The following is a 24,968-nucleotide window of genomic DNA, read 5'->3' on the forward strand; positions in this document are numbered from 1 at the left end:
GCTCCTAGTCTAAAATTGGAAAGCTAACTACACGATTACGACCACTTTGTTTGGCATGATAAAGTGCTTGATCAGCGCAGCCGGTGAATAATCCAGGGTTATTAATGTCTTCAGCGATGGCGCTATATACACCAGCACTTATAGTAAATTTGATTTCAGTATTTGCAACAGTAATAGCCGTATCCATGATTGCTTGGCGTATTTGCTCTGCTAACTCAATAGCACCACTGAGAACCGTGTTGGGGAGTAAAACGACAAACTCTTCTCCCCCATAACGGACCACTTCGTCGAGAGGTCGTTTTAGGCGGTTTTTTATAATGTCTGCGACAGCACGAATAGTTTGGTCGCCAATTAGGTGGCCATAAGTATCATTAATGCTTTTAAAGTGATCGATATCGAGCATTATGACACTCAATGGAGTTTGTTCGCGACGAGAGCGGCGCAAATCCATGACAAGTTTCTTATCAAAGTAGCGACGATTTTTGATTTTGGTTAATGGATCTTCCATATTGATTTGTTCGAGAGCGCGGTTTTTTTCTTCTAATTCGCGCAGCGTAACTTGTAGCTCAAACGTACGCTCTTCAATATTTGCTTCGAGATCTAATCTGGCTTGTTCTTGTAATGCTAAACGCTCTTGGAGTAAGGCATCATGAGCTTCGCTTTGTGCTATTTTACTTTGTTGGGCGGCGACTTGTGCGTCACGCTCGATTAAGTAATGTTTAATAGTGGCAAAACTTAGACTAAGCGAACAGATTAAAAAGCTAAAGAATACAAATGGTAAACCACGGGTATTAAAATCATAAACATTAAAAACCACGCTGATTAAGTAAAGTAAAGCGGAGAAATACACGATTGCCGCTGTTAACAAAGCTATTAATGGTTGTGTTCGTTTGGTTCTTATATCTAAGGTGATTGCAGTGATATGCATAAACATTACCACTGTCGGAGCTGCTAAGCTGATAATAATCATAGCATTTGGCGGCAGCAACCAAATGAATAACAGGCTGATGCCAAGCAACCTATTACACCAATTATGCACAGGGTGTAGATAAACATTAATATTTTTACGTAGTTGCTCAAGTAACGGCTTAAACAAGTATGCTGTAAGCATTAACATTGTAGGGATTGCAACTTGCTGCAAGGCGGGGACCGAAGGGTGAAAGTAGCGATAGCCAAACCCATATAAATAAATGAGCAGTAACCACAAAGTAATTAAAATGCCACCGCTAAGTGCAAAGTAGTGTTTGCGTGAAAAACCAAACAACACCAAACATGTGATTGCTAACGAGAGAATAAACCCGACGAGCAAGCCGTACATTAGATTAAATTTACTTTTATACTTTAAATATTCATCGTGTTGCCAAAGACTTAAAGGGACTCTAACGCCATTTTTACTTTCAACACGTAGTAATAATTTTGAGTCACTGTTTGGTGGCAGCACCAGCTTAACTAATAGAGACTCTGTTTTAATTTGCCGATTATTCAGTGGTAAAGCATCACCAATCTCTTTAAATAATAAGGTACTTTGCCCGTCATAATGATAGACCGCAACCTTATCTAATAATGGGTTGTCGATTGAGAGCAGTAGCGCTAGAGGTGAGTTTTCAGTATTACTAACTTGTAGACGAAGCCATACAGCTTGGTCTGTTACCCCTAAATTGAGCGCTTGATCTGTGAGTTGTTGCCATTGTGGATTGGGTGCTAACTTAGCTTGGTTGAGTGTTAGGGGCTGCAATGAGTACTCAAAAGGAATATCTTGCAAGCGTTTAAAGTTTTTATCTAAGACGATATTCGTGGCATGAGATGAAAATGAAATCAATAGCAAGCTACATAGCAGCAACCAAACACGCTTCATTATCAGCCCTTATGGTTGAATAACTGTTGGAAGTTAAGTGTAGTTTGCTCTGCAACGGTTGTAAATTCTAACCCTTTTAAGGTGGCAATCGTTTCGCAGATATGTGGTAAATAGCTTGGCTCATTACGATGAGATTTTGGTCTTGGTGTTATCGAACGTGGAATTAAAAACGGCGCGTCCGTTTCTATCAATAACCGTTCAAGTGGAATACTTGGTATAAGTTGTTGTAACTGCTTACCACGGCGCTCATCGCATACCCAACCGGTAATACCAATATATAAACCTAGCGCTAAATATTGCTCAAGTGCATGTTGGTCACCGGTGAAGCAATGTAATACACCACGGATAGAGTATTGTTGCAAGATTGCAAGCATATCTTCGCTGGCATCACGTTCATGTAAATATACCGGAAGGTTTAGTGCTACTGCCAACGCTAATTGTCGGTGTAATACGGAGCGTTGAATCTCGCGAGGAGAAAAATCGCGATTATAATCCAATCCGCACTCGCCAATAGCGACTACTTGTGGGGCGGCTGCCAATGCGCGTAATTGTATTTCTAATTGTTCATCTGCTGATTTGGCATCATGTGGATGAATGCCAGCAGTTGCGAGCAGTTGATATTGCTTTGCTAGCTCTAAGGCGTGTTGGCTAGAATCAATATCGCAGCCAATTAACAGCATTTGACTAACATTGTGTGCTTTTGCACGAGTAATGATAGCCAAATGTTGATCGTCAAATTGATGATTGGTGAGGTTTACGCCAGCATCAATAAGGAGTGTGGTCATTAATTAGTGCGCTTAACGCGGATCGAACGATTCAGACCTTCTTTCTTCAATAAAAAGGAGTTGAACAAACCTCGCTCGATCACAATTGTGTCGTTGGCAGTAAGGCGTAAGCTGTCAGAACCAATTTGGCGCCATTGCTGACCATTATCTAAGTTAATAATTAACTCGCCATACGGTGCTTCTTCAACGCTGGTTACGATGGCAGAAATTTCATCGTCGTTATCTTTAGCTGCTTCTTTATGTTCAAGGCCAAAGTTTTCGTTCTTCGTTTTAACTATCTGCTCACTCGCGACAGCAGTGCCTGTAGTTACGGCAACCGCAGGCGCAGCGCTATTTGTAGCAGGTGTTAACGTTTTCGAGGTGGTTGGCTTACTTAATGATTTACCTGCCATAGTGTTGTCGTAACAAAGTAGGCGGTTAAAATCATTTTCTACAAATGTACAAGCCTGTAAAGCTTGAAGGTTTACATCGTTGGCATGAACCGTTGGAATACTTAGCAAAGCAAGTATTGGCAGTAGTTGTTTTTTCATTTATTCCTCTGACTCATTTTGCTGAGGCTTAGCGCTATAAAAAGACGCTAAAATTAACCCCAATTCAAATAACAGTAGCATGGGCAATGCTAATAATGACTGTGAAAGTACATCGGGCGGTGTTAAAAACATCGCCACCACAAAAACACCTACCACAATATAGGGGCGTTTTTCTTTTAAACTCTGTGTTGTCGTCGCACCGCTGAAGCACAACAGCATAATAGCTACAGGGATTTCAAAGGCCACACCAAAGGCAAAAAATAACTTTAACGCGAAACTTAAGTAACTACTAATATCCGGTGCTAGGGTCATCATTTCTGGGCCGACACTGGTAAAAAACCCAAGAATAATTGGTAGCACTACAAAGTAACAAAATGCGATCCCGCTATAAAAAAGTACAATGCTTGATGCCAAAATAGGCATTAGCATGCGCTTTTCATGCTGGTATAGCCCTGGTGCTATAAAGCCCCATATTTGATGTAATATCACCGGAAACGCTGCAAACAAAGCGACAAATAAGGTTAACTTAAATGGTGCAAAAAATGGTGCCGTTACATCTGTGGCTATCATAGTTGCGGTGCTTGGTAAGTGCGCAATTAAGGGCGCGGCAACAAAACTGTATATATCGTTTGCGAAATAAACCAATGCTATAAAAAATAGCAAAATAGCTAATAAGGCTTTCATTAGCCTGTTTCGCAGTTCGATTAAATGACTTACAAAGCCGGATTTTACTTGTTCAGTCATAATTTAACTCGTTACCGATATATAGACCACAGCTAACAAAAATAATTTCATTTTTGTTCATCAATATTCGCTTTTTTGGTTAGATCCGAAGAGGCTTTTTTATAACTGTGTGTGACGGACTCAGCCGCTTTTTGCAACTCGTCAACCGAGTCTTTTATGGCAGGGTTGAGATCTTGCATGCCTTGCTGTTCAGCTTTTTTTAAATTTTGATGCAACTCATGCACTCTTAACTCTTCGTTGACCTCGGCCTTAACTGAATTTGCTAAAGATTTTATCGTCTTTATCCAGCGGCTTACCGTGCGAACAGCAACGGGCAACCGCTCAGGGCCGAGCACCACTAAGCCGACGATTAACACCACAACCAGTTCCCACATACCCATGCTAATTAAACCTTATGGTCTTCTTTGCTTTTATCAGCAGATTCTTTATTTTGTATAGGGTTATTTGCTTGCTCAATGGGTTCTGCAGGCTTGCTTTGCTCGTCATCAGACACTGCTTTTTTGAAACCTTTTACTGCATTACCTAAGTCACCGCCAATGCCACGTAATTTTTTTGTGCCAAAAAGTAACACAATGATTGCTAGTACAATTAATAATTGCCAAATACTAATACCGCCAAAACCCATGGTTTACTCCAAATTTCATTGTATGTTTACGCTGATTATACTCAGCAGAGTTTAAATAGCACTTAGTTTATGCGTTTCGCCACGCTAAAACAAAGCCAATTAGTGAACAGCTTGCAGCAACCACGGTAGCGATAAAATCATGTTGTAAATAACATAACCCCGAAACTATCATTGCTGCGCCTGCAAATACACCAAGTAACAATGGCTTATGCGATGGTTGTGGCAATGCTGGTTGATTGTGTTGCTGTTGTTGTTTTAGATTCTGATAAATTAAATCAGGTAGCTCGGGCATTTTTTCAGCCCAAAATGGCAAGTTTGCATAGACTTGCTTAAGCACCGACCAAGGACCTACTTGTTGTTTTACCCACTCCTCTAAAAAGGGTTTGGCTGTTTTCCACAAGTCTAGCTGTGGATATAGCTGTCGACCTAAACCTTCAACATACAACAAGGTTTTTTGCAGTAGAACCAATTGCGGTTGAACTTGCATATTAAAGCGACGAGCGGTATTAAATAGGTTAACTAGTACGTGACCAAATGAAATCTCGGCAAGCGGTTTATTAAAGATTGGTTCGCAGACAGTACGAATGGCAAACTCAAATTCTTCAACACTGGTATCTTTTGGTACCCATCCTGAATCAACGTGTAATTGTGCCACTTGACGATAATCACGGTTAAAGAATGCAATAAAATTTTCTGCTAAATAGCGTTTATCTTCTTTATTTAAAGTGCCAACGATACCGCAGTCTATACCAATGAATTTTGGGTTTTCAGGTGTATCGTAAGAGACAAACACATTACCCGGATGCATGTCAGCATGAAAAAAGCTATCCCGAAATACTTGGGTAAAAAACACCTCCACGCCTCGCTCAGCGAGTAATTTCATATTGGTGTTTTGTGCAATGAGTGCATCTGTATCAGACACCGGAATGCCATAGATACGTTCCATAACCAATACATTTACTCGGCTGTAGTCACTATAAACATACGGAATATAAAGGGACTCAGACCCCTCAAAATTGCGCTTTAATTGAATTGCATTAGCGCCTTCACGCAGTAAGTCTAATTCATCAAGTAAGGTTTTTTTATACTCTTTAACAACTTCTACAGGGCGTAACCTTTTCGCTTCATTGATTAATTTGGCGACTACTTTGGCAAACTGTTCCATGAGCGCTAAATCAGCATCAATTTGATTTTTGATATCTGGGCGAATAACTTTGATCACCACATTTTGTGGCTGGTTTTGTTCATCAATTAAGGTCGCAGTATGTACTTGTGCTATGGATGCGGATGCCAACGGTGTTTGATCAAAGTCACTAAAATATTCGCTGATATCCTCTATTTCAAGGGCAGTTTCAATTAACTTTTGTGCTAACACGCCATCAAATGGCTGTACTTGATCTTGCAATAAAGCCAGTTCTAAAGCGATATCCAGAGGTAACAAGTCACGTCGAGTCGATAGCATTTGGCCAAATTTGATCCACACAGGCCCTAATTGCTGTAGTGCTAAGCGCAGCCTTAAACCCGCAGGTTTTTTCGGGGTGTTTGTTTTTCAACCAAAACAAACAAGCGCGACTTACTTTGCCGTACCAAGGTATTTTTTGTGATGGTATTAATTCATCTAAACCATAGTTAAGCAGGGTTTTAGTGATGTTATAAAGCCGAGCAGCTGACACAAATAATCCTTACTGATTTATTTAGCTTGAAGTAATTGGTTAATTCGCAACTCAAGTTGCGCAGTATGACTTTTCAGTTGACGTGTGTGTTGCTTAAATTGTTCCAGCTCTAAAGGGTGAATGGTCACCTTAAGTTCGTCTTGGCATAAAGTTGTTACTGTCGTTGCCAGTTGCATGCTGGTTTTTTTCCCGTGTTGCTGAGCTTGTTGCAACAGCAGCCATAACTGTTGAGCTGCGGCATCACCCAGATAGCCTGATAAGTGCTCAGGCCAGTCGATATCAAGCATTGCAAAGGCATTGCTAAAACCTTGCGCGATATTGAGGTCACCTTGCAAATCAAGCTTGTCTTGGCGAATTAATTGAGTGAGCATGGCTGGGTTTTTAAGGGCCATTAAGGTCTGTATATCAGCACTGATCATGCAATCAAATTGCTGTTCAGTGGTGTTATAGATATGCAGTTGCTGACCAGTAAATACAACTAAAAACTGCTGCTGCCAATCGCGTATATCAATTAATAAGCGCTGTTGAGCAATGGCGGCAAGTCTATTGCTAAGGGTTGGGTCGAGCTTAAGTGCCGTATTTAAAATACGCTCTACGATAGCGACTATAAAGTTATTTAACATACCAATACCTTAGCAATCAATGTGATGAGCTTGGCGACTGTTAATATTTAAAGCCGCGATGCAATGCAACAATTCCGCCAGTTAGGTTTTGATATGTTGTTTGCTCAAACCCTGCGTCGTTCATCATTGCTTTTAGTGTTTCTTGATCAGGATGCATACGAATCGATTCAGCTAAATATTTGTATGATTCACCATCATTTGCAACGAGTTCACCCATTTTTGGTAGCAGGTTGAATGAGTAAAAATCATAGGCTTTACTGAGTACTTCATGCTCTGGTTTAGAAAACTCGAGTACCAGTAAACGGCCACCAGGCTTCAAAATACGGTACATTGAGCGCAGCGCTTTGTTTTGGTCGGTAACATTACGTAAGCCAAAAGCAATAGTAATTAAGTCAAAGCTATTGTCAGGGAAAGGCAGTGCTTCGGCATTCATTTGCACGTAGTCGATATTGCTAACAAGACCTAAGTTATGCAGCTTTTCACGGCCTACCTTAAGCATTGATGAGTTGATATCTCCTAAGACAACTTGCCCTGTATCACCCACTAACTGGCTAAACTTAGCGGTTAAGTCTCCTGTGCCACCGGCTAAATCCAGCACATGATGACCTTTACGAACACCTGAGCTGGCGATAGTTTGGCGTTTCCATAAGCGATGAATACCAAACGACATGAGATCATTCATTACATCATATTTAGTCGCAACAGAATGAAACACATCGGCAACCATGGAGGCTTTTTCTGTTTCGGCAACGGTTTTGTAACCAAAATGCGTAGTCTTTTCTGGATTCTCGTTCATGATTAATCTCTATCGTGGTAATAAAGACTAGTGTACTTGATTGTGCCTGTGGGGTGCAATTTGAATCTAGTTAAATTGCTTGTGGATCAAACTGATTAAGACTATTGACCAGCAATAAAACTACTTTGACCAAGGGATCTCGCTTTATGTGCAGCATTGGAAGCTTTGCGAGCAAGATTATTAAAATCTTTTTCATCTTGATGTTTGGCAATACCTAATGACAGGTTGATTGCTGGCAGCTTGATACCATTTTTAGAGCTGACAAAGCGTAGTTTTTCGACACCATTGCGGACTTTCTCAGCAATAACATTGGCTGTTTCAGGGTCAATATCAGCCAACAAGATGGTAAAGGCATCTTTACTAGTACGCCCCGGAAGGCCGCTTTCAAATACATATTTTTGAATTTGTTTAGCGACTTTACTCAAAATGACTTCACCAATTACATCGCCATAATTATCAATAAAATGATCTAAGTTATCGATTTGGATAGCAATGGCGCACACCGATTTATTTTGGTCTAGCCATAACTGAGTTTGTTGATTTAAATAATGACGTTTAAATAGGCCTGTTTGTTGATCAGTAATATGTTGTTTGCGTAACTGCACAAGTTGCTGTTGGGTTTTTTCTTGTAATCGTTTTGCTTTGATCAGCTCTTGCTTAAATTGTTTGTGTTGAGTGAGTAAATGAGCGGTTTGTTTGTTTAACGTTTCAAGCGCTTGGCGGCTTTGAGAAACATTGTTCTCATCTAGCGAATGTACGCAATCACTAACTTGGCTTGCAAAGCGGATAATATCTTTTTCGGTTGAATGCGCGCTACGTGATAATGAATTAATAATACCGTCGACATTACGAACCATGTTTGTTTCAGCTTTGTGAGCGTGATCCATGTAATCGAAATATAATTGCTCGATATAGACACAATCAATTGCTTGGCCTTGGGCAATTGCGCGATCAATGGTGGTGTTTAAATGAGTATTCGCTTGGCTAACGTAGGTATAAACAACGTGATAATTAAGTGGAGTCGGTGGTAATACGTGATGTTCTAAAAAGATACATACCTTGGTCATTTTTTCTTGAGCAATAGCCATGGAATCATGGAACATCATTGTATACACCAATTAAATATACGTAACAGTGAAATTAAAGAACTCTCTCCATGAGATATTTACGCAATCCTAGCGTTTGACATAACCTTACATTAATCTGTATCGGGAATATTTAAAAGTAAAAAGATGTAATTTGGGGGCGAAAATTCTATTTTTCTCGCTCAATCGCTGGTTTTCTCAGCAATCTGCTTAAGCCTATGGCGCGCTGATTAACTACTAGACAATAGTCGCGGTTAATTTAACCTCGCATTTATCGCCCTTGGTCGCATTTTTTTGGTTATTTTAGTTGCCTAGGTTAGGTTAAACGCCACGTTTTATGTAGCAGATCTCAAATTATGAAAAAATCAGCATCATTCGTTGTGCGACATTCACTATTAAGTATCGCTTTGGCATGCACATTAACAGCTTGTCAAATGACTGCAATTGATGATAATCAACAATTTACGCAAGTTGCGCAATCAATTGTTGATTACCGTAAAAGCATTAGCCCTTATAGCAATCCCGAAGGTGTTGATGGTTATTTGCTCACTAATTTATCAGCAGAATTTCTGGAAAAAAAATACCAGCATAATACTGAGTTGTTAGCACAGTTAGATGCGATTGATAAAGATAAACTCAGTGAAGAAAATCGTATTAATCTCACTATTATTCGTGGCCAAGTGCAAAATAGTGTTGATGAGTATGTATTTAATAGTCATTACATGCCGTTGACTTCAGAGTATGGTTTTCATTCCAGCTTATCGTTTATGGTATCACGTTCAGATTACAAGAAGCAGGCTGATTACCAGCTTTATCTTGAGCGTTTGCAACAAGTTCCACGATTTTTCCAGCAAAATATTGGCTGGATGCGCAAAGGTTTAGAGGTGGGGTTAACACAACCGCAAGCGGTACTCGTTGGTTATCAAGATTCGATCAGTGCCTATATTGTCGATGACGTCACTAAATCTGAGTTTTATAAACCATTTTTAAATAATACCGCAGGCCTTGCTGAAAGTGAGTTTTTTGCTTTGCAACAACAAGCGAAAAAAATCATTAAAGAGCAAGTGATCCCAGCTTACCAAGGCTATTTAACGTTTTTTAATGACGAGTATCAACCTGGTGCGCGTACTGATATTGGTATTTCGTCGACACCTAACGGTGAAGCGTTTTATGCTAATCGTGCAAAATATTACACCACCACAGATATGACCCCGAAAGAAATCCATGAACTAGGGTTAAAAGAAGTGGCACGTATTCGGGCTGAGATGGATGAAGTGATTAAGCAGGTGGGTTTTGAAGGCACATTTGCCGAATTTGTGCATTTTTTACGTACGGATCCTCAATTTTATGCCAAAACACCTGAAGAGCTTTTAAAAGAAGCATCGTATATCGCTAAAAAAATGGATGCGCAATTACCTAAGCTGTTCCATACCTTACCACGTATGCCGTATGGTGTTGCGCCAGTTCCGGCGAGCATAGCGCCTAAGTACACTACTGGGCGTTACTCGGGATCGAGCCGTGATGATCAAGCAGGATACTACTGGGTAAACACTTATGCACTGGATAAGCGACCTTTATATGTACTAGAAGCGCTGACATTTCATGAAGCTGTGCCTGGCCACCATTTACAAATTTCGCTTAATGCGGAGTTAGAAAATTTGCCAAGCTACCGTCAAGATGCTTATTTATCTGCGTTCGGTGAAGGCTGGGGACTATATGCTGAATATTTAGGCATTGAAGCGGGCTTTTATCAAGACCCATATAGTAACTTTGGTCGTTTAACGTATGAAATGTGGCGTGCTGCTCGTTTAGTGGTTGATACTGGAATGCATATGTATGGTTGGAGCCGTGATCGTGCCATGAAGTTTATGAGCGAAAATACCGCGCTTTCATTACATAACGTAAAAACAGAAACCGATCGTTATATTTCATGGCCTGCACAAGCTTTATCGTACAAAATTGGTGAATTGACAATTAAGCGTTTACGTCAAGAGACTGAACAAGCACTGGGCCAAGATTTTGATGTGCGTGAGTTTCACCATCAGATACTTCGCCATGGCTCTGTGCCAATGTCGGTATTAGAAGAGCAAATCCATCAATATATTCAAACTGAGCTGGCTAAATAAACAGCTAGCCTAATCATATCTGGATCACTGTAATAATTGCAGTGATCCATTAAAACATTTTGCTTGAAATTTAATCTGCTTATATGCTCTCTACTGTAATAGAATCCTTATTAATAAATTTTGCTAGCTAGCTTAGGCTATGCGTTTCAGTATTAGTAAGATGAGAAAATAATCAGCAAGGGGTGTTGCGTGAGTAATTTTATTGTTTTTAGTATTGATGTGTTTGCCAGTTTATTTATTGTGGTGCTGGGCTGTTTAGTTTTAGTGGTGATCTATTTTTACATTAGTGATGTTACTCAATCAAAACAAGCAATTAGGCGTAATTACCCAGTAATTGGTCGATTTCGTTATTTTTTTGAACGCCAAGGCGAGTTTTTCCGCCAGTATTTCTTTGCAATGGACCGTGAGGAAATGCCATTTAACCGCGCCGATCGTAGTTGGGTTTATAAAGCAGCTAAAAATGTTGATCGTACTACCGCGTTTGGCTCCACTCAGAGCCTGGAGGTTACCGGCACAGTAATGTTTATGAATTGTGCGTTTCCTACCTTAGATGAAGAGGCGCTCGAACCCAGTGCAGTTACCTTAGGTCCTTATTGCCCAAATCCTTATATTACTAAATCGCTGTTTAATGTGTCGGGCATGAGTTTTGGTGCTTTATCAAAACCGGCAGTGCGTGCATTGTCAAAAGGTGCAAAGCTGGCTGGTTGCTGGATGAACACCGGTGAAGGAGGGTTAAGTCCTTATCACCTTGAAGGCGGTGCTGATATCGTGTTTCAAATTGGCACCGCTAAATATGGTGTACGTGATGAGCAAGGTAAGTTAAGCCATGACAAGCTCAAACAAATAGCTGCCCATGAACAAGTAAAAATGTTTGAAATTAAAATGAGCCAAGGAGCGAAACCAGGTAAAGGCGGTATGCTACCAGGGAAAAAGGTAACCGCTGAAATTGCCGCTATTCGTGGTATCCCAGAAGGTCACGATTCAATAAGCCCAAATGGTCACCCTGAAGTTAAAAACCCTGCCGACTTATTGGATATGATTACTAGCGTGCGAGAAACTACAGGTAAACCGACAGGGTTTAAAGCGGTGATTGGTGCTTATGCATGGCTGGAAACGCTATTTGCCGAGATTAATCATCGCGGCATTGAATCGGCACCTGACTTTATTACTATTGATAGTGCTGATGGCGGCACTGGCGCTGCACCACAGCCACTTATGGATTCTGTAGGGTTACCGCTGAAAGAAAGCTTACCGTTAGTTGTCAATATGCTGGAAAAGCATGGCTTACGAGAGCGGATTAAGGTTATTGCGTCAGGTAAACTGATTGTGCCGTCAAAAGTTGCTTGGGCGTTAGCGCTAGGCGCAGACTTTGTGGTTTCAGCACGTGGTCATATGTTTGCGCTGGGTTGTATTCAGGCGCTGCAATGCAATAAAGATACTTGCCCAACAGGTATTACTACGCATAATGAGCGGCTACAGCGTGGCTTGGATGTGAATGATAAAGCCCAGCGTGTCGCCAACTATAATAAGTATATTCATTATGGAGCGGGTTTAATTGCCCACTCATGCGGAGTATTTAGTGCCCGTGAACTCGGTCGACAACATGTACGCGTTGTGCAAGAAAATGGCCTGTCAGAGCCGCTTGATAAAATGTATGAAAATTATCAGTAATTAGAGAGTAAAAAAGGCGCTTTAAGCGCCTTTTTACTGAATGTTGAAGCTTAATTTAATTGGCTGATCAATAAAGAGAAAAACGCTTCTTTGCTATTGCAGGTATGGGCGTTAAGCACTAATTGCTCACCCAGCGCTAAGGTATGACGTTGCACCTCTAAACGCGCTTGCTCGTCTTCAATGCCATCAATATCAGCAACATGGGCTAAGCCGATGGTACGACGAATAAGCTCTGTGCCACAGTAGCCAATCGCGTCTTGCAATACTTGCTGCATAAAATACTCGCTATAACCGGCGGCCTTTAAATTGTTATCCGTTGTTTGCTCGGCAATTAATGTTAGCCACTGTTGTTCAAATAAAGTGTAGCTCTCTTGTAAGCAGGTCAATAAATGGGAGTGGTAGTTGCGGCGACTAACAAATTCATTAATACGGGCATTTTGAGCGCAGTAGTTTAATAATAAGTTGCCGATAAATGATCCGATATCAAAGCCAACAGGGCCAAAAAAACCAAACTCAGGGTCGATCATCTTAGTCGTATTTTGATCGACAAAAATACTGCCACTATGCATATCACCATGTAATAGAGTTTGTGGGCACGATAAAAACTTAGCTTTTAGTTTTGCGATCGCTAAATGCAGTGCGGCATTATTTTGTAATTTACTAACTGTACTTTGTAGCTCGCTTGGGTAGTTATTACGCTCATGCTCACGCAAAATATCGTTAAAAAATAAGTCTTCTGTAATTTGGCATAACTCAGGATTAGTAAACTGACTGACTTTAGCTTTTTTATCTTGCGCGGTTAAGTAAAAATCTGAGTTATAAAAACCTGTGTGGCTTAGGTAGTGAGCAACATGTTGTCCTAAAAGCGGAAATTGCTCTGCGTTTATTTGTGCACGGCGCAGTATTTGCAAATGGCCGAGATCTTCTAAAATAGTCAGTGCTTGCTCTGGGTTATGGTGCAGTACTTTGGCGGTATAATCTGGACTTAATGCGCTATGGTTGAGCAAAACCTCGGCTTCAATACGTGCTCGGTCTAGTGTCAATGGCCATGACTCACCCACACAGCGGGCATAAGGTAGGGCTTGTTTTAAAATAACGCTATTATTTTGCTCATCACTGATTCTAAATACTAAGTTTAAATTGCCATCGCCAAATTCATAAGCCGATAACGTTTGGTCAGGATCAAACAAATCATAGCCATCTTTAGTTACAAGATTTTTAATATAATCAATTGCATGCTGTGCATTAAAGGCAACGTATTCGGCCATGGGCGTACTCTCAGAAAATGATAAACAATAGCATTCTATACCTTCAACCGTTTAGATGTCTACACTTCTGGGTTGTGCGTTTTGAAAACTACTGTAAAATAACCTCAGCCTAACGATTATTCAGGATCAATCATGCAAGACCTCATAGCGAGCAGCTTAAAATATCAAAACAATACACTCAGCGTGCTAGATCAATACCTGCTGCCACATCAGCAGGTGTGGCATGTGTGTGATGATGTAGCTAGTATGAGGGAATTGATCTTAAATCTAAAAATACGCGGCGCACCCTTGATTGGCTTAGGAGCGAGTTTGCTGGTTGCCCATCTAGCTGAGCAAGGCATGGCTAAAGCAGCATTAGCACAGGCGATTGATGATTTAGAAGCCACGCGACCAACTGCGGTTAATTTAATGCATTGCATGGCAAAGTTACGCATTGCGTTACAGCAAGATGATTATGTAATGGCAATTGTAAGTGCCGCTGTTAGCCTGTTTAATGAAGATATCACCCTGTGTGAAAGCATGGCAAAGCATGGCGCAGCACTGGTTAATAGTGGTGATAATATTCTGACTCACTGTAATACAGGTGCTTTAGCAACAGCTGGGATTGGTACAGCTTTGGGTGTTATTTATAAAGCTCAGCAACGTCATGGCGATATTCATGTGTGGGTGGATGAAACACGTCCGTTATTACAAGGCGGGCGTTTAACCGCATTTGAGCTTGAGCGCTGGCAAGTACCTTACACTTTGATTTGCGATAATATGGCAGCGAGCTTAATGGCTGCGGGTAAAGTGGATAAAATTTTTGTTGGTGCTGATCGTATTGCCGCTAATGGTGATTTCGCTAATAAAGTCGGTACTTATAATTTAGCCGTATTGGCGCATTTTCATAACATCCCATTTTATGTAGTAGCGCCATTAACCACTTTAGATGTAAGTACAGCATGCGGCGCAGACATTGAAATTGAGCAGCGCAATAGCGCAGAAGTGCGCGGTGTAAGTGGCAGTTTTGGTGAGGCGCTGTGGGCACCGACAAATGCTCAAGTATACAATCCAGCATTCGACGTAACGCCCGCAAAGCTTATTACTGGCTGGGTACTAGATACTGGTGTTTATGATCAACAACAAGTGTTAGCTGGTAAACTGAAAGACTTAAATTAAAATTTAAACCAGTAATACACGGCTGAATTCTGAAAGAAATTCAGAAGTGTCATTAAGGTAGTTGGGATAGGCTTTTTCGATAGATTTTAAGTCATTTCCTGCTACTAATAATACGTTGTTGTGAGTTTGTCGCTCTTGCTCTGCATAGTGCGTTAATGTTTCTTGCTTCTTATTCGCTGCGTACAAAAAAAACCGACCCATTTGAGTTTCGGTATTGTGAACAAGTAAAGCAAAACCTGTATCTTTTGATTTATTTTTAATCTCGTCAACTTGAAATGCACGGTTAAATGCATCGAGTTTATGAAATGCTGCGAGCTTTTTATTTAAAGCAGCTAACTCATCAATAAAGCTTTGTGATTGTTCATCGCTTAATTGATTTGAGCCATCTTTAACGGCAAGGGATTCACCCATAATAAAAAATAATCGCTGCCAATCTGTATCAGCGGCTTGTGGGTTGGTTTTCAGTGTTTCTTTTTCAATAATATCGACGATTTCGACTGTAGTTGCCCATAAATGCTGAAGTCGAGTACGTAATTGAACTTCTATTTGAAAACCTTTGTAATCGTGAGACTCTAAATTATTATAGCTTTTATAGACACGATGAATACCCCTATAGCCAGTGGCTTTAGGATTTTTAATATAATCATATGACTTTACGCTATGGACTGTTCGACTTGAATCTAAACTCGTATTGAGCTTATACAGGGTATCTAAATTGTCTAAAATAACTCTGCAACCACCTATATCGTGCATACGTTTGAGGCTGATGGCATTTTCACTTTTACCGTCTAATGACTCACGTTGCAGTTTATCAATAATTGTCGGTAAGCGTTTTAAGCGACGTACAATAGTAGCAGAATCAAGCAGGTTGAGTTTTTTTACGTGTTTCCATATTAAATTTTTGATGATGGTCAGCGGGTATAAATGAGCCGCACGATAATTTTGAATGACTTCGGTAGCAAACTCAAAATCGCCATCTTGTTTACGAAAAATACGGCCAGCTTTTTTCAACTTGCTTACGAGAATACGCAAGTTATTGTTTGGACTTTTGATATTGTTCGTTGACCATTTCACGTTCACTTAATTGAGTAAAACTAACACTGAAAATATACTACAGAGTTAAGTTGTTTAAGTCATCCTTGATATGAGCTTAACCTTTTGCCACGTACACCCAAGCTTTAATGCCGCTATGAAATGACTCTTCTATACGTAGGTAGTCATCAACTTCATAGCTATCTGCGTTAGCAAGTTCTTCTGAGGTAATCGTAAAAATAGTGCCGGTTACGGTATCTGTTGCTAGCCCTGTTTTAATTAAGGCCGGGTGAAAACGCTGGCCGCTGCTTTTTAAAACAGCGGCGTCGGTGATTTCAACTTCGCCCACTATATAACCCGTTAAAATATCGGCTTGGCCCTCGAGCAAGCGGCCAAAGGTATCAAGCTGTACTTGCTCTAATTGCAGTGTGCCGTAGGAAAATAATTTTTCCATTTAAACTCCTTTACTAAATGATGGCTAGTCCAATAAAGGAAATTGCTTAGCAATCTCAGACTCGGTACTTTGTGCAACCCAGCCTTCGGTATTATTGAACAAACGGATCGCAGTAAATTCAGGTTCACTGCCCATATCAAACCAATGCGGGGTTAATTCTGGTACTGAAATTAAATCACCTTGTTGACACAGCACTTGGTAAACCTTGTCGTTAATATGTAGGCAAAATAAGCCTTGGCCTTTTACAAAAAAGCGCACTTCGTCTTCGCTGTGAGTGTGCTCAAACAAAAACTTAGCACGTAAATCAGCCGCTGCTGGGTTGCCTTTAGCCAATGAGATAACATCCACGGTTTGATAACCGCCTTGTTGCTTTAAACGTTCAATATCGACGTTATAAGCGGCAATGATCTCGTCGTGACTGGTATCAGCCGTGATCGCAGCGCTTGCTTGCCATTGCTCAAAGCGGACATTCACTTTATTTAGTTCAGCGGCAATTTGTGTTGCATCTTGAGTGCTTAATAAGGCATTACTGCCGTTACAATCAGCAAAAATAGTTAATTGGCTCATGCTAAATGCTCCGCAGTAAATTGGCTAAAATCATTAATATAGTTATGTTCAGGCGAGCGTGCTTGACCATCACGAATTAAGTGCAACGTTTTTAAACCAGCGGCTTTGGCGGCATTAAGTTCAGCGGCTACATCACTTAAAAACAAGACTTCATTAGCGGCAAGTGGTAGTTGCGCAATAATGTTTTCATATGCTGCTTGTTGTTGTTTTGCGCCAACCTTGGTATCAAAGTAGTCAGTAAATAATGGGCGGATATCACCAAAATCTGAGTATTGAAAAATCAAATGTTGCGCCTTTACTGAACCTGAAGAGTACACATATAGTTGCTGACCAGCTTGTTGCTGCGCAACTAAAAACTGGTAGGCATCTGGGTATAAATGGCCGGTAAAATCGCCATTTTCATAGCCAGTTTGCCAAATGAGGCCTTGCAACTGTTTTAATGGGGTGATTTTTTTATCGTCGCGGATCCATTCAAGTAAGGTGTTAATTACTAGATCAATACTGGCATTGGGTTGTTCTATAATCGTTTTAACAGCATCAATTTGCTCTGCTACCGCGCTTTGTGTCTGATGAGTTTTGACAAATTCAGGGAGCTGGTTTGCGGCATAAGGAAATAGCACCTCTTTAACAAATGAAATGCGGGTAATGGTGCCTTCAATATCGGTCAGTAGTGCTTTGATCATGATTCTAATCCTACTAATTTTAAGCGTTCTAGCTCACATGCAAATAAGAATTCAAGACCTTCTAACTGACGACGAACCTCGCTAATTGTTCGACCCACGACATACAAGCCGTGGCCGCGGATAAGTACGCCATGCTCAATAGGAGTATGTAGGTGGTGATCACTCACTAATAAGCTTAAGCGATCGATATCTTGGTCATTATCAAAGATTGGAATACTCAAGGTTTCTAAATGTGAGGTAATGCCCGTTAATGATTTTTGCATCTCATAGCCGTGTAAATCCAGGCTGTGGCCTTTAATAACTCGTGATAAAACGGTTGCTGCAACCGAATGAGTGTGTAATACAAAGTGAGCTGAAGGAATCAGTTTATACATACTTAAATGTAATTCAGTCTCAGCAGAGGGTTTTGCTGCGTTAGCACTACGTGAACCGGCATGATCAAGTTCAATAAAAGCATGGGGTGCTAATTGGCCTTTATCAAAACCGCTGGCAGTAACCACAAAGCCAGTATTGGTTCGTGCTGAAAAGTTACCACCTGTGGCAGGTACCCAACCACGTTGACTGATCCACTTTCCTGCTTCTATAAGTTCTGAAATAGCGGTATTGTTATGCATACATTCCTCTAGCTAGTTTAGACGGCTATACTTCTGTTAATAGCAATGATAGCATCGCTTTGGGCGCAAAACCATCATTAAGGGTAACCAGTGTTTGAAAGTAAATTGCCAAATTTAGGCACCAGTATTTTTAGTCAAATGACCGCATTAGCAAATCAATTCGACGCGATTAATTTATCGCAGGGCTTTCCTGAGTTTGATGCGCCAGAGCTACTTAAAAAACAACTTAATCATTATGTGCTTGAAGGAGTTAATCAATATTCGCCGTCATCAGGTGTACCGCGCTTGCAGCAACAAATAGCGCAATTGGTTAAGCGTAAATATGCAGCGGAAATAGACGCGACGCAGCAAGTAACAGTCACTTCCGGTGCAACGGAAGCTTTGTTTGTAGCCATTCAAGCACTTGTGCGTGAAGGTGATGAAGTGATTGTGTTTGACCCTGCTTATGACTCTTACCAACCGGCAATAGAATTGGCCGGTGGTAAGTCAGTAAATATTGCACTGCATGCCCCTGATTACGCAATTGATTGGCAAGCGGTTACTGAGGCTGTAAATAGTAAAACCCGCGCTATTATTATCAATACGCCACACAACCCAAGCGGAAAAACGTTAAAACAACACGATATAAATGCCTTGAAAGCGTTGGTAAGCAAGCATGATTTATATGTAATAAGTGATGAAGTTTACGAGCATATTACGTTTGATAACCAGCCCCACTTAAGTGTGCTACGCGATGCAGAGCTGTTTGCTAGGAGCTTTGTGATCTCAAGCTTTGGCAAAACCTTTCATAGCACAGGTTGGAAAATGGGTTACTGTATTGCTCCTGTAGCACTGGCTGTCGAATTTCGTAAAATTCACCAGTACGTGACATTTTCAAGCTTTACCCCCGCGCAGCATGCATTGGCCGATATGCTAGAGCAACAAGGTGAACATGTAGACGAATTGAGTGAGTTTTATCAACAAAAGCGTGATGTGTTGAGCAATGCTCTCAAAGAGAGCCGCTTTACGATTTTACCAAGTGAAGGTACTTACTTTTTACTGCTGGATTACAGTGATGTATCTGATTTGAATGATGTTGAATTTTGCCAGTGGTTAGTCGAGCAAGCGGGGGTTGCGGCAATTCCACTGAGCGTATTTTATCAGCAACCGAGTAACGATAAAGTGATTCGTCTGTGTTTTGCAAAACACGATGCCACACTGCTACAAGCTGCGGAGATTTTATGTCAACTTTAACCCTAGCACTTATACAAACATCGCTTAACTGGCTAGATAAAGATGCTAATTTGGCACATTTTAGCGCTAAAATAGCCAATGTAGACAATTCAGTTGAACTTATATTATTACCAGAAACATTCGCTACAGGGTTTGCTATTAATCTCGATTGTGCCGAACCTGAAAACGGGAACGTACTTGCTTGGATGATTGCGAGCGCAAAGTCAGCGAATGCTGTGATAGCAGGCTCAGTGCTAGTTAAGCAAGGCGACAAAAAAGCCAACCGTTTTTACTGGGTATGGCCTAACGGCAACGTGCAGTTTTACGACAAACGTCATTTATTTTGTTTAGGCAAAGAAGGTGACTTTGTCAGTGCTGGGCAACAGCGTGAAGTATTCGAATTGAATGGCTTTAGAATATTACCGCAAGTGTGTTACGACTTACGTTTTCCGGTTTTTCAACGTAATCGTAATGATTACGATGTCATGGTGAATGTTGCCAATTGGCCAGCAGCACGACGTAAAGTGTGGGACACTTTACTGATGGCACGGGCAATGGAAAATCAGTGTTATGTAATTGGCGTTAATCGCATCGGTGATGATGGTAATGGGATTGCGCATAATGGCGGCACTGCAGTGTATGACTTCAAAGGTGATACGTTAGCTATTGCTAAAGATAATGGCTCGCAAGTTGTAACCGTAACACTTGATAAAGGCCCACTTGAGCTATTTAAACAAAGTTTCCCCGCGCATTTAGATGCAGATGGGTTTAGTTTGCAGGATTAACCGGCGTAACAACCGGAGAGGCTATTTATTTAGCCTCAATACTTCTGATCACTTTACACGGGTTACCCACGGCTACTGAATTAGCAGGAATATTCTTAGTGACCACACTGCCTGCACCAATTACACAGCGATCACCAATGCTCACCCCAGGTAAAACCGAAACGTTGCCACCAAGCCAAACATCATTACCAATAGTAATTGGGGAGCCTGATTCAGTACTGCGCCGCTCGATAGGGTCAATCGGGTGAGTGGCTGTCGATATCATCACGTTTGGGCCAAACATCACATTATTACCAATTGTGACTTTGCAGACATCTAAAATAGTTAAGTTATGATTCGCATAAAAGTTATCGCCCAGTTCAATATTAAAACCATAATCACAATAAAACATCGGCTCAAGATAGGCTTTGCCTTTAAACTTTAGTAATTCGGCAAGAATTTTAATTCGTACATGGGGTGTTGTAGGGTCTGCCAAATTAAATTGATGACATGTCAATTTAGCGAGGCTACGTGCTTTTACCAGTTCAGGCTCTGAGGCTTTATAAGGCAAACCAGCAAGCATTTTTTCAAATTCAGTTATGGTGTTAGTCATAGTTTCTAGCGCTTAAATTGAGTTGTTTTAACACATTAGCAAAAAGAATTCGTGAAGCATAGTTTTCGCCATGAATGACGACATTGCATGAGTTTTATATCATAGAAGGTAGATTAATCTACTGCAGATTGTTGAAAAAGGGCTAGACACAGATCGAGCCCTTTGATCTAATAAGCAGAGTGAATTTGGAGAGTTCATTATGCTTAGAGATAAAACCCCGCAACAACATGAATTAGAAATGGTCGCAATTGACCAACTTGTTCCACAAGACCACTTAGTACGACTCGTAGACTTAGCTATCGACTTTGAATTCATACGTGATGAAGTCGCCCACTTATATTGCAAAAATAATGGCCGACCAGCCGTAGACCCTGTCCGCTTTTTTAAATACCTATTCTTAGGTTACTTGTTTGGTATTCAAAGTGAGCGCCGCCTTATTAAAGAAGTGCAAGTGAATGTTGCATACCGCTGGTTCTTAGGTTTAGGGCTCACCGATGACGTTATCCATCATTCGACACTGAGCCAAAACCGTGTAAAACGCTTTAAAGACAGCGGTATTTATCAATCGATTTTCGACAATATAGTTCGTCAAGCGATGAAGCAAGGGCTCATTGGTGGGCATAGTTTATTTGCAGACAGCACCCATTTAAAAGCCAATGCCAATAAACGCCGTTATGACATTGAAGACTTAAAAGTCAGCCCCTCAGTGTATGTTGAGCAGCTTAATGAAGCCGTGATAAAAGACAGGAAAGCCGAAGGAAAAAAGCGCCTGAAGTATGAGGAAAAGGAGCCTTGTACAAAACCAACCAAAGTAAGCCGAACTGACCCAGACAGTGGGTTTATGGTGCGTGATGAAAAGCCAAAAGGATTTTTCTATTTAGACCATAGGGTTGTGGATGGCAAACACGGAATTATCGTTGATACACATGCCACAGCAGGTAATGTGCATGACAGTCAACCCATCATACAACGCTTAGACCGCGTACTTGATACGTTTGAACTCAACCCCATCGCGGTTGGGTTAGATGCAGGGTACTTTACAGCCGCAGTGTGCCATAATTTAGAAGAACGACAACTCATTGGTGTCTTGGGTTATCGACGGCCAAACAAAAAGAAAGGCTATTTCGCAAAGCGAGAATACAGCTACGACGTAGACACCGATACATACACATGCCCACAAGGCGAAATACTGATTTATAACACCACAAACCGACTAGGATATCGGCAATACCACTCAACCCCGCAGACATGTAAAGACTGTCCAGTGCGGTCGCGATGCACAAACAGTAAAAACCATATCAAAGTAATTACACGGCATGTGTGGCAAGCAAGTGTAGAGGCAGCAAATGAAATACGGCTGAGCGAATGGGGTAAAAAACGATACAAACGACGAGGTGAAACAGTCGAAAGAAGTTTCGCGGATGCAAAACAACATCACGGGCACCGTTATTGTAGATACAGAGGAATAAAGAATGTCAGTGCGCAATGCTTATTGGCAGCAGCCTGTCAGAATATGAAGAAAATGGCGTTAATGAAGGCGGCCTAGCTCAATATGAGCGTAATAAATCTCAAAATCCCTCTAAGACCCCGTCATACGGCGGTAAATTCAAGAAAATTCACATCAGCACTAAAACGCAAAGAATAATAATAACAACAGAAAAATATCGCGATCGCAGCCTTCGGCTGCTCAAAAATAATAAACCCCGCAAAAAAAGCAGGGTTTATCGTCAATCTGAGGTAGATTAATCTACTGATTTATATTGTTATTAAATTCTCTTTGTGAAAAGTAAAATTTAAGTCGATTGGTATTAGAGCTGTGTAAAGATTACGGACATAAAACGATAGGCTTTTTATGCTGATATGTGCGTCAAACGTGGGGATGGGCTTGCTTACGTCCATGTAATCAATCGCGGGAGGCGCTTGCAGCGGCCCCAAATGTTCCTGACATGTGAAAAAAATACATCCCTATATTTTACCCTTCGGGCCGCACTACGTGCGTTTAACTTTGTTCCAGACAAAGTTTGGTCGAACCCTGATCGAGGATTCTCACCCTCCTTCATCGGTGTAACGGTTACGGACATAAAACGATAGGCTTTTTATGCTGATATGTGCGTCAAACGTGGGGATGGGCTTGCTTACGTCCATGTAATCAATTGCGGGAGGCGCTTGCAGCGGCCTAAAATGTTCCAGACATTTTATCGAACCCTGATCGAGGATTCTCACCCTCCTTCATCGGTGTAAAGGTTACGGACATAAAAAAACCGCAATTAAGCGGTTTAATTTAATAAATGGCGGAGAAGGAGGGATTCGAACCCTCGATAGAGCTACAAACCCTATACTCCCTTAGCAGGGGAGCGCCTTCGGCCACTCGGCCACCTCTCCGGCGCATAAACTGTCATTTTGATAGTCGAGTGAACCACCAAAACGTAATAATGGTGGAGAGATAGGGATTTGAACCCTAGAGGGGCTATAAACCCCTGCCGGTTTTCAAGACCGGTGCATTCGACCACTCTGCCATCTCTCCGTTGGGAAAGAATAATACGCAGGTGATTGGGGTGTGTAAATAGGAAAAAGATCGTTTGCTGTTTTTTTGTTCTAAAAAGTGGTTTTTTTTATGAAAAAGGGATTTTTAAGGAGCTTAAATAAGAGGTTGCAGCAAACGAGGGAGCTAAATAAGTGGTTTCATTTAGTGGTTGGGTGTTTGCTGCACCGCTAAAGTAATCATGGTTGGGTGATTACTTGTATTGAACTGCGCCGCCAAGAGCGAGCTTTTTGCCGAAACGGTTAAGTTTAGCAAGCATTTTCGCTTTGCGATTGGTTGGTTTTACGGCAACATGAGTAGCTGCATTTTCGTTTAATGTATTTACTGGGTTCATTACTTTGCTCCGGGTTATGTCTGTTTTGACAACACGGCTATTTTGACTCTAAATTGCACAAAAATAAAACGATAAAAACTAGGGTGGTCGGATAAAAATAACTAATGTGAATTGCTTTTATTAACTTGCGGTTAAGTTTGGTTTTTCCAATTTTTTTGCATGGCTATGAATAGTTAAAATGTATTAACTCTTTAAATATAGTCGCTTTAAGTTTTTAATGTCACTTTTTATGCATTACAAGATACAAAAAGTGATTAAATATTCAGATTAATTTATTTTTTGAAAAGGTCTGTTGTCATGTTTTTAAAATGGCTGGTATCCAGATGCTCATAATTATTAAACCAAGTACGCAAAAAAAACATAAAAAAAATTGTGCTTGGTTGCTAAAGCAATGCCAAAAACGGCAAATTAGTTACACTCTTGTCTACACAACAGGGGATTTTACAGATGACTGCAAAAAAATAACGATGTTGGCTCAATCACAAAAGCGCGTTGTTGTGCTCGGTGGTGACGGTAGCCTGCATTTGGCTGTAAATGCATTAATGGGATTAAACTGTACATTGGCGTTATTACCGCAAGGAACGGGTAATGATTTTGCCCGTGGCTTTGGTTGTACAATCTCAGCTTGGCGTACTGCTATTTTTAGTGATTTCTCAGAAAAAATAGATATTGGACAAATAAATAGTCGTTACTTTATTAATATTGCAGGGATTGGTTTTGATGCCCATGTAGTACAGGCATTGCAAAGCAAACCAGCATTATCTGCATTAGGTTATAGTTTTGCTGGTTTTAAACATTTATTGGGCTATCAGGCTAAATGGCTAGCAGGGCGCTTGGCTGGGCAACCAGTTAAGTATCATAATTTGATTACTGTATTTGCTAACCACCATTATTTTGGAGGGGGGCTGCGGATAGCGCCTAAAGCAGAATTAAATAATGGTTATTTAGAGTGCTACGGTATGCCTGCACGGGGTTTAGTTGGTAATTTATATAGTTTTATCCGTTTATTGCTACGTAATCACCACGCTATGTCAGGGCTTAATTATCAGCGATTAACCACAGCATATATCCAAACCCCTGATTTACCAATAGAGGCAGATGGTGAGCTGGCCGGTGTCTCGCCAGCTAAAGTAACAATTCATCCACAAGCACTACGCTTTTGCATACCCAAGAGCAGCGTTACACAAGTTTAAGGTTGTAAAAAAAGCGCCTAA

The 24,968-nt window shown here is 40.9% G+C and carries 24 protein-coding genes, 2 tRNA genes and 1 pseudogene; 7 read left to right on the forward strand and 20 right to left on the reverse strand.

Going from position 1 to position 24,968, the window contains the following annotated elements:
• Positions 1–4 precede the first annotated feature (4 nt).
• The 10 genes and pseudogenes from KAN5_RS15015 to KAN5_RS15060 form a co-directional block, all read right to left on the reverse strand.
• Positions 5–1,855: a diguanylate cyclase gene (locus tag KAN5_RS15015; protein WP_244390030.1), complete on the reverse strand. Its 1,851-nt coding sequence runs from the start codon at positions 1,853–1,855 to the stop codon at positions 5–7.
• Positions 1,856–1,857: 2 nt separating this feature from the next.
• A complete protein-coding gene (locus tag KAN5_RS15020) occupies positions 1,858–2,640 on the reverse strand; it encodes a TatD family hydrolase (RefSeq protein WP_138555699.1) in 783 nt (260 codons plus the stop codon).
• The gene (locus KAN5_RS15025) at positions 2,640–3,170 is read right to left on the reverse strand and encodes a hypothetical protein (protein WP_244390031.1); all 531 of its coding nucleotides are present in this window, start codon (positions 3,168–3,170) and stop codon (positions 2,640–2,642) included. Before KAN5_RS15025 ends, KAN5_RS15020 begins: the two co-directional genes overlap by 1 nt.
• On the reverse strand, positions 3,171–3,914 hold the full coding sequence (tatC, locus tag KAN5_RS15030; protein ID WP_016709932.1) for a twin-arginine translocase subunit TatC: 744 nt from the start codon (positions 3,912–3,914) through the stop codon (positions 3,171–3,173). It abuts the gene before it with no gap.
• A gap of 47 nt (positions 3,915–3,961) precedes the next feature.
• Positions 3,962–4,294: a Sec-independent protein translocase protein TatB gene (gene tatB / locus KAN5_RS15035; protein ID WP_016709933.1), complete on the reverse strand. Its 333-nt coding sequence runs from the start codon at positions 4,292–4,294 to the stop codon at positions 3,962–3,964.
• Positions 4,295–4,299: 5 nt separating this feature from the next.
• On the reverse strand, positions 4,300–4,539 hold the full coding sequence (tatA, locus tag KAN5_RS15040) for a Sec-independent protein translocase subunit TatA (RefSeq protein WP_016709934.1): 240 nt from the start codon (positions 4,537–4,539) through the stop codon (positions 4,300–4,302).
• 67 nt (positions 4,540–4,606) lie between these two features.
• Positions 4,607–6,212: pseudogene (ubiB, locus tag KAN5_RS15045) on the reverse strand (ubiquinone biosynthesis regulatory protein kinase UbiB).
• 17 nt (positions 6,213–6,229) lie between these two features.
• Positions 6,230–6,835, reverse strand: coding sequence for an SCP2 sterol-binding domain-containing protein (locus KAN5_RS15050; protein WP_016709936.1), 606 nt, complete (start codon positions 6,833–6,835; stop codon positions 6,230–6,232).
• 40 nt (positions 6,836–6,875) lie between these two features.
• Positions 6,876–7,631: a bifunctional demethylmenaquinone methyltransferase/2-methoxy-6-polyprenyl-1,4-benzoquinol methylase UbiE gene (ubiE, locus tag KAN5_RS15055; RefSeq protein WP_016709937.1), complete on the reverse strand. Its 756-nt coding sequence runs from the start codon at positions 7,629–7,631 to the stop codon at positions 6,876–6,878.
• Between the two features lie 101 nt (positions 7,632–7,732).
• Complete coding sequence (locus KAN5_RS15060) at positions 7,733–8,719, reverse strand: diguanylate cyclase (RefSeq protein ID WP_016709938.1); 987 nt, start codon at positions 8,717–8,719, stop codon at positions 7,733–7,735.
• A 353-nt stretch (positions 8,720–9,072) separates the two neighbouring features.
• Between KAN5_RS15060 and KAN5_RS15065 the strand changes: the two genes are divergently transcribed.
• Together KAN5_RS15065 and KAN5_RS15070 are read left to right on the forward strand one after the other, a co-directional pair.
• Positions 9,073–10,842 (forward strand): DUF885 domain-containing protein, encoded by a 1,770-nt coding sequence (locus KAN5_RS15065; RefSeq protein ID WP_244390032.1) that lies wholly within the window; start codon positions 9,073–9,075, stop codon positions 10,840–10,842.
• A gap of 189 nt (positions 10,843–11,031) precedes the next feature.
• Positions 11,032–12,513 carry an FMN-binding glutamate synthase family protein gene (locus tag KAN5_RS15070; protein WP_016709940.1) on the forward strand — a complete coding sequence of 494 codons (1,482 nt, stop codon included), beginning with the start codon at positions 11,032–11,034 and terminating at the stop codon, positions 12,511–12,513.
• Between the two features lie 50 nt (positions 12,514–12,563).
• On the opposite strand, the gene mtnK is transcribed toward KAN5_RS15070, so the two are convergent.
• A complete protein-coding gene (gene mtnK / locus KAN5_RS15075) occupies positions 12,564–13,781 on the reverse strand; it encodes an S-methyl-5-thioribose kinase (protein ID WP_244390033.1) in 1,218 nt (405 codons plus the stop codon).
• Positions 13,782–13,913: 132 nt separating this feature from the next.
• Here mtnK and mtnA point away from each other — a divergent pair, with 132 nt between their 5' ends.
• Positions 13,914–14,939: an S-methyl-5-thioribose-1-phosphate isomerase gene (mtnA, locus tag KAN5_RS15080; protein ID WP_244390034.1), complete on the forward strand. Its 1,026-nt coding sequence runs from the start codon at positions 13,914–13,916 to the stop codon at positions 14,937–14,939.
• A gap of 3 nt (positions 14,940–14,942) precedes the next feature.
• On the opposite strand, the gene KAN5_RS15085 is transcribed toward mtnA, so the two are convergent.
• From KAN5_RS15085 to KAN5_RS15105, 5 genes are all read right to left on the reverse strand, one after another.
• Positions 14,943–16,013 carry a RelA/SpoT domain-containing protein gene (locus KAN5_RS15085; RefSeq protein ID WP_244390035.1) on the reverse strand — a complete coding sequence of 357 codons (1,071 nt, stop codon included), beginning with the start codon at positions 16,011–16,013 and terminating at the stop codon, positions 14,943–14,945.
• 76 nt (positions 16,014–16,089) lie between these two features.
• Entirely contained in the window at positions 16,090–16,425 is a 336-nt protein-coding gene (locus tag KAN5_RS15090; RefSeq protein WP_244390036.1) for a gamma-glutamylcyclotransferase family protein, read from the reverse strand.
• Positions 16,426–16,449: 24 nt separating this feature from the next.
• Positions 16,450–16,992, reverse strand: a complete 543-nt coding sequence (locus KAN5_RS15095; protein ID WP_244390037.1) for an acireductone dioxygenase — start codon at positions 16,990–16,992, stop codon at positions 16,450–16,452.
• Positions 16,989–17,675, reverse strand: a complete 687-nt coding sequence (mtnC, locus tag KAN5_RS15100) for an acireductone synthase (RefSeq protein WP_244390038.1) — start codon at positions 17,673–17,675, stop codon at positions 16,989–16,991. The genes KAN5_RS15095 and mtnC overlap by 4 nt, the downstream gene beginning before the upstream one ends.
• Positions 17,672–18,289, reverse strand: coding sequence for a methylthioribulose 1-phosphate dehydratase (locus tag KAN5_RS15105; protein ID WP_244390039.1), 618 nt, complete (start codon positions 18,287–18,289; stop codon positions 17,672–17,674). Before KAN5_RS15105 ends, mtnC begins: the two co-directional genes overlap by 4 nt.
• A 90-nt stretch (positions 18,290–18,379) precedes the next feature.
• Here KAN5_RS15105 and KAN5_RS15110 point away from each other — a divergent pair, with 90 nt between their 5' ends.
• Together KAN5_RS15110 and KAN5_RS15115 are read left to right on the forward strand one after the other, a co-directional pair.
• Positions 18,380–19,522: a methionine aminotransferase gene (locus tag KAN5_RS15110; protein ID WP_016709948.1), complete on the forward strand. Its 1,143-nt coding sequence runs from the start codon at positions 18,380–18,382 to the stop codon at positions 19,520–19,522.
• Entirely contained in the window at positions 19,510–20,286 is a 777-nt protein-coding gene (locus tag KAN5_RS15115) for an amidohydrolase (protein ID WP_016709949.1), read from the forward strand. The genes KAN5_RS15110 and KAN5_RS15115 overlap by 13 nt, the downstream gene beginning before the upstream one ends.
• Positions 20,287–20,311: 25 nt before the next feature.
• Here KAN5_RS15115 and KAN5_RS15120 read toward each other — a convergent pair whose 3' ends face one another.
• Positions 20,312–20,878: a sugar O-acetyltransferase gene (locus tag KAN5_RS15120; protein WP_244390040.1), complete on the reverse strand. Its 567-nt coding sequence runs from the start codon at positions 20,876–20,878 to the stop codon at positions 20,312–20,314.
• A gap of 199 nt (positions 20,879–21,077) precedes the next feature.
• Between KAN5_RS15120 and KAN5_RS15125 the strand changes: the two genes are divergently transcribed.
• Positions 21,078–22,424, forward strand: a complete 1,347-nt coding sequence (locus KAN5_RS15125; RefSeq protein ID WP_244389844.1) for an IS1182 family transposase — start codon at positions 21,078–21,080, stop codon at positions 22,422–22,424.
• A gap of 743 nt (positions 22,425–23,167) precedes the next feature.
• Here KAN5_RS15125 and KAN5_RS15130 read toward each other — a convergent pair.
• From KAN5_RS15130 to KAN5_RS15140, 3 genes are all read right to left on the reverse strand, one after another.
• Positions 23,168–23,260, reverse strand: a tRNA-Ser gene (locus KAN5_RS15130).
• A gap of 51 nt (positions 23,261–23,311) precedes the next feature.
• Positions 23,312–23,402, reverse strand: a tRNA-Ser gene (locus tag KAN5_RS15135).
• Positions 23,403–23,613: 211 nt separating this feature from the next.
• Entirely contained in the window at positions 23,614–23,754 is a 141-nt protein-coding gene (locus KAN5_RS15140) for a hypothetical protein (protein WP_016709951.1), read from the reverse strand.
• A 323-nt stretch (positions 23,755–24,077) separates the two neighbouring features.
• Here KAN5_RS15140 and KAN5_RS15145 point away from each other — a divergent pair, with 323 nt between their 5' ends.
• The gene (locus KAN5_RS15145; protein WP_244390041.1) at positions 24,078–24,947 is read left to right on the forward strand and encodes a YegS/Rv2252/BmrU family lipid kinase; all 870 of its coding nucleotides are present in this window, start codon (positions 24,078–24,080) and stop codon (positions 24,945–24,947) included.
• The last annotated feature ends 21 nt before the right edge of the window (positions 24,948–24,968 follow it).

Source organism: Pseudoalteromonas sp. KAN5 (assembly GCF_022846535.1).
Taxonomy (GTDB): Bacteria; Pseudomonadota; Gammaproteobacteria; order Enterobacterales; family Alteromonadaceae; genus Pseudoalteromonas; species Pseudoalteromonas haloplanktis.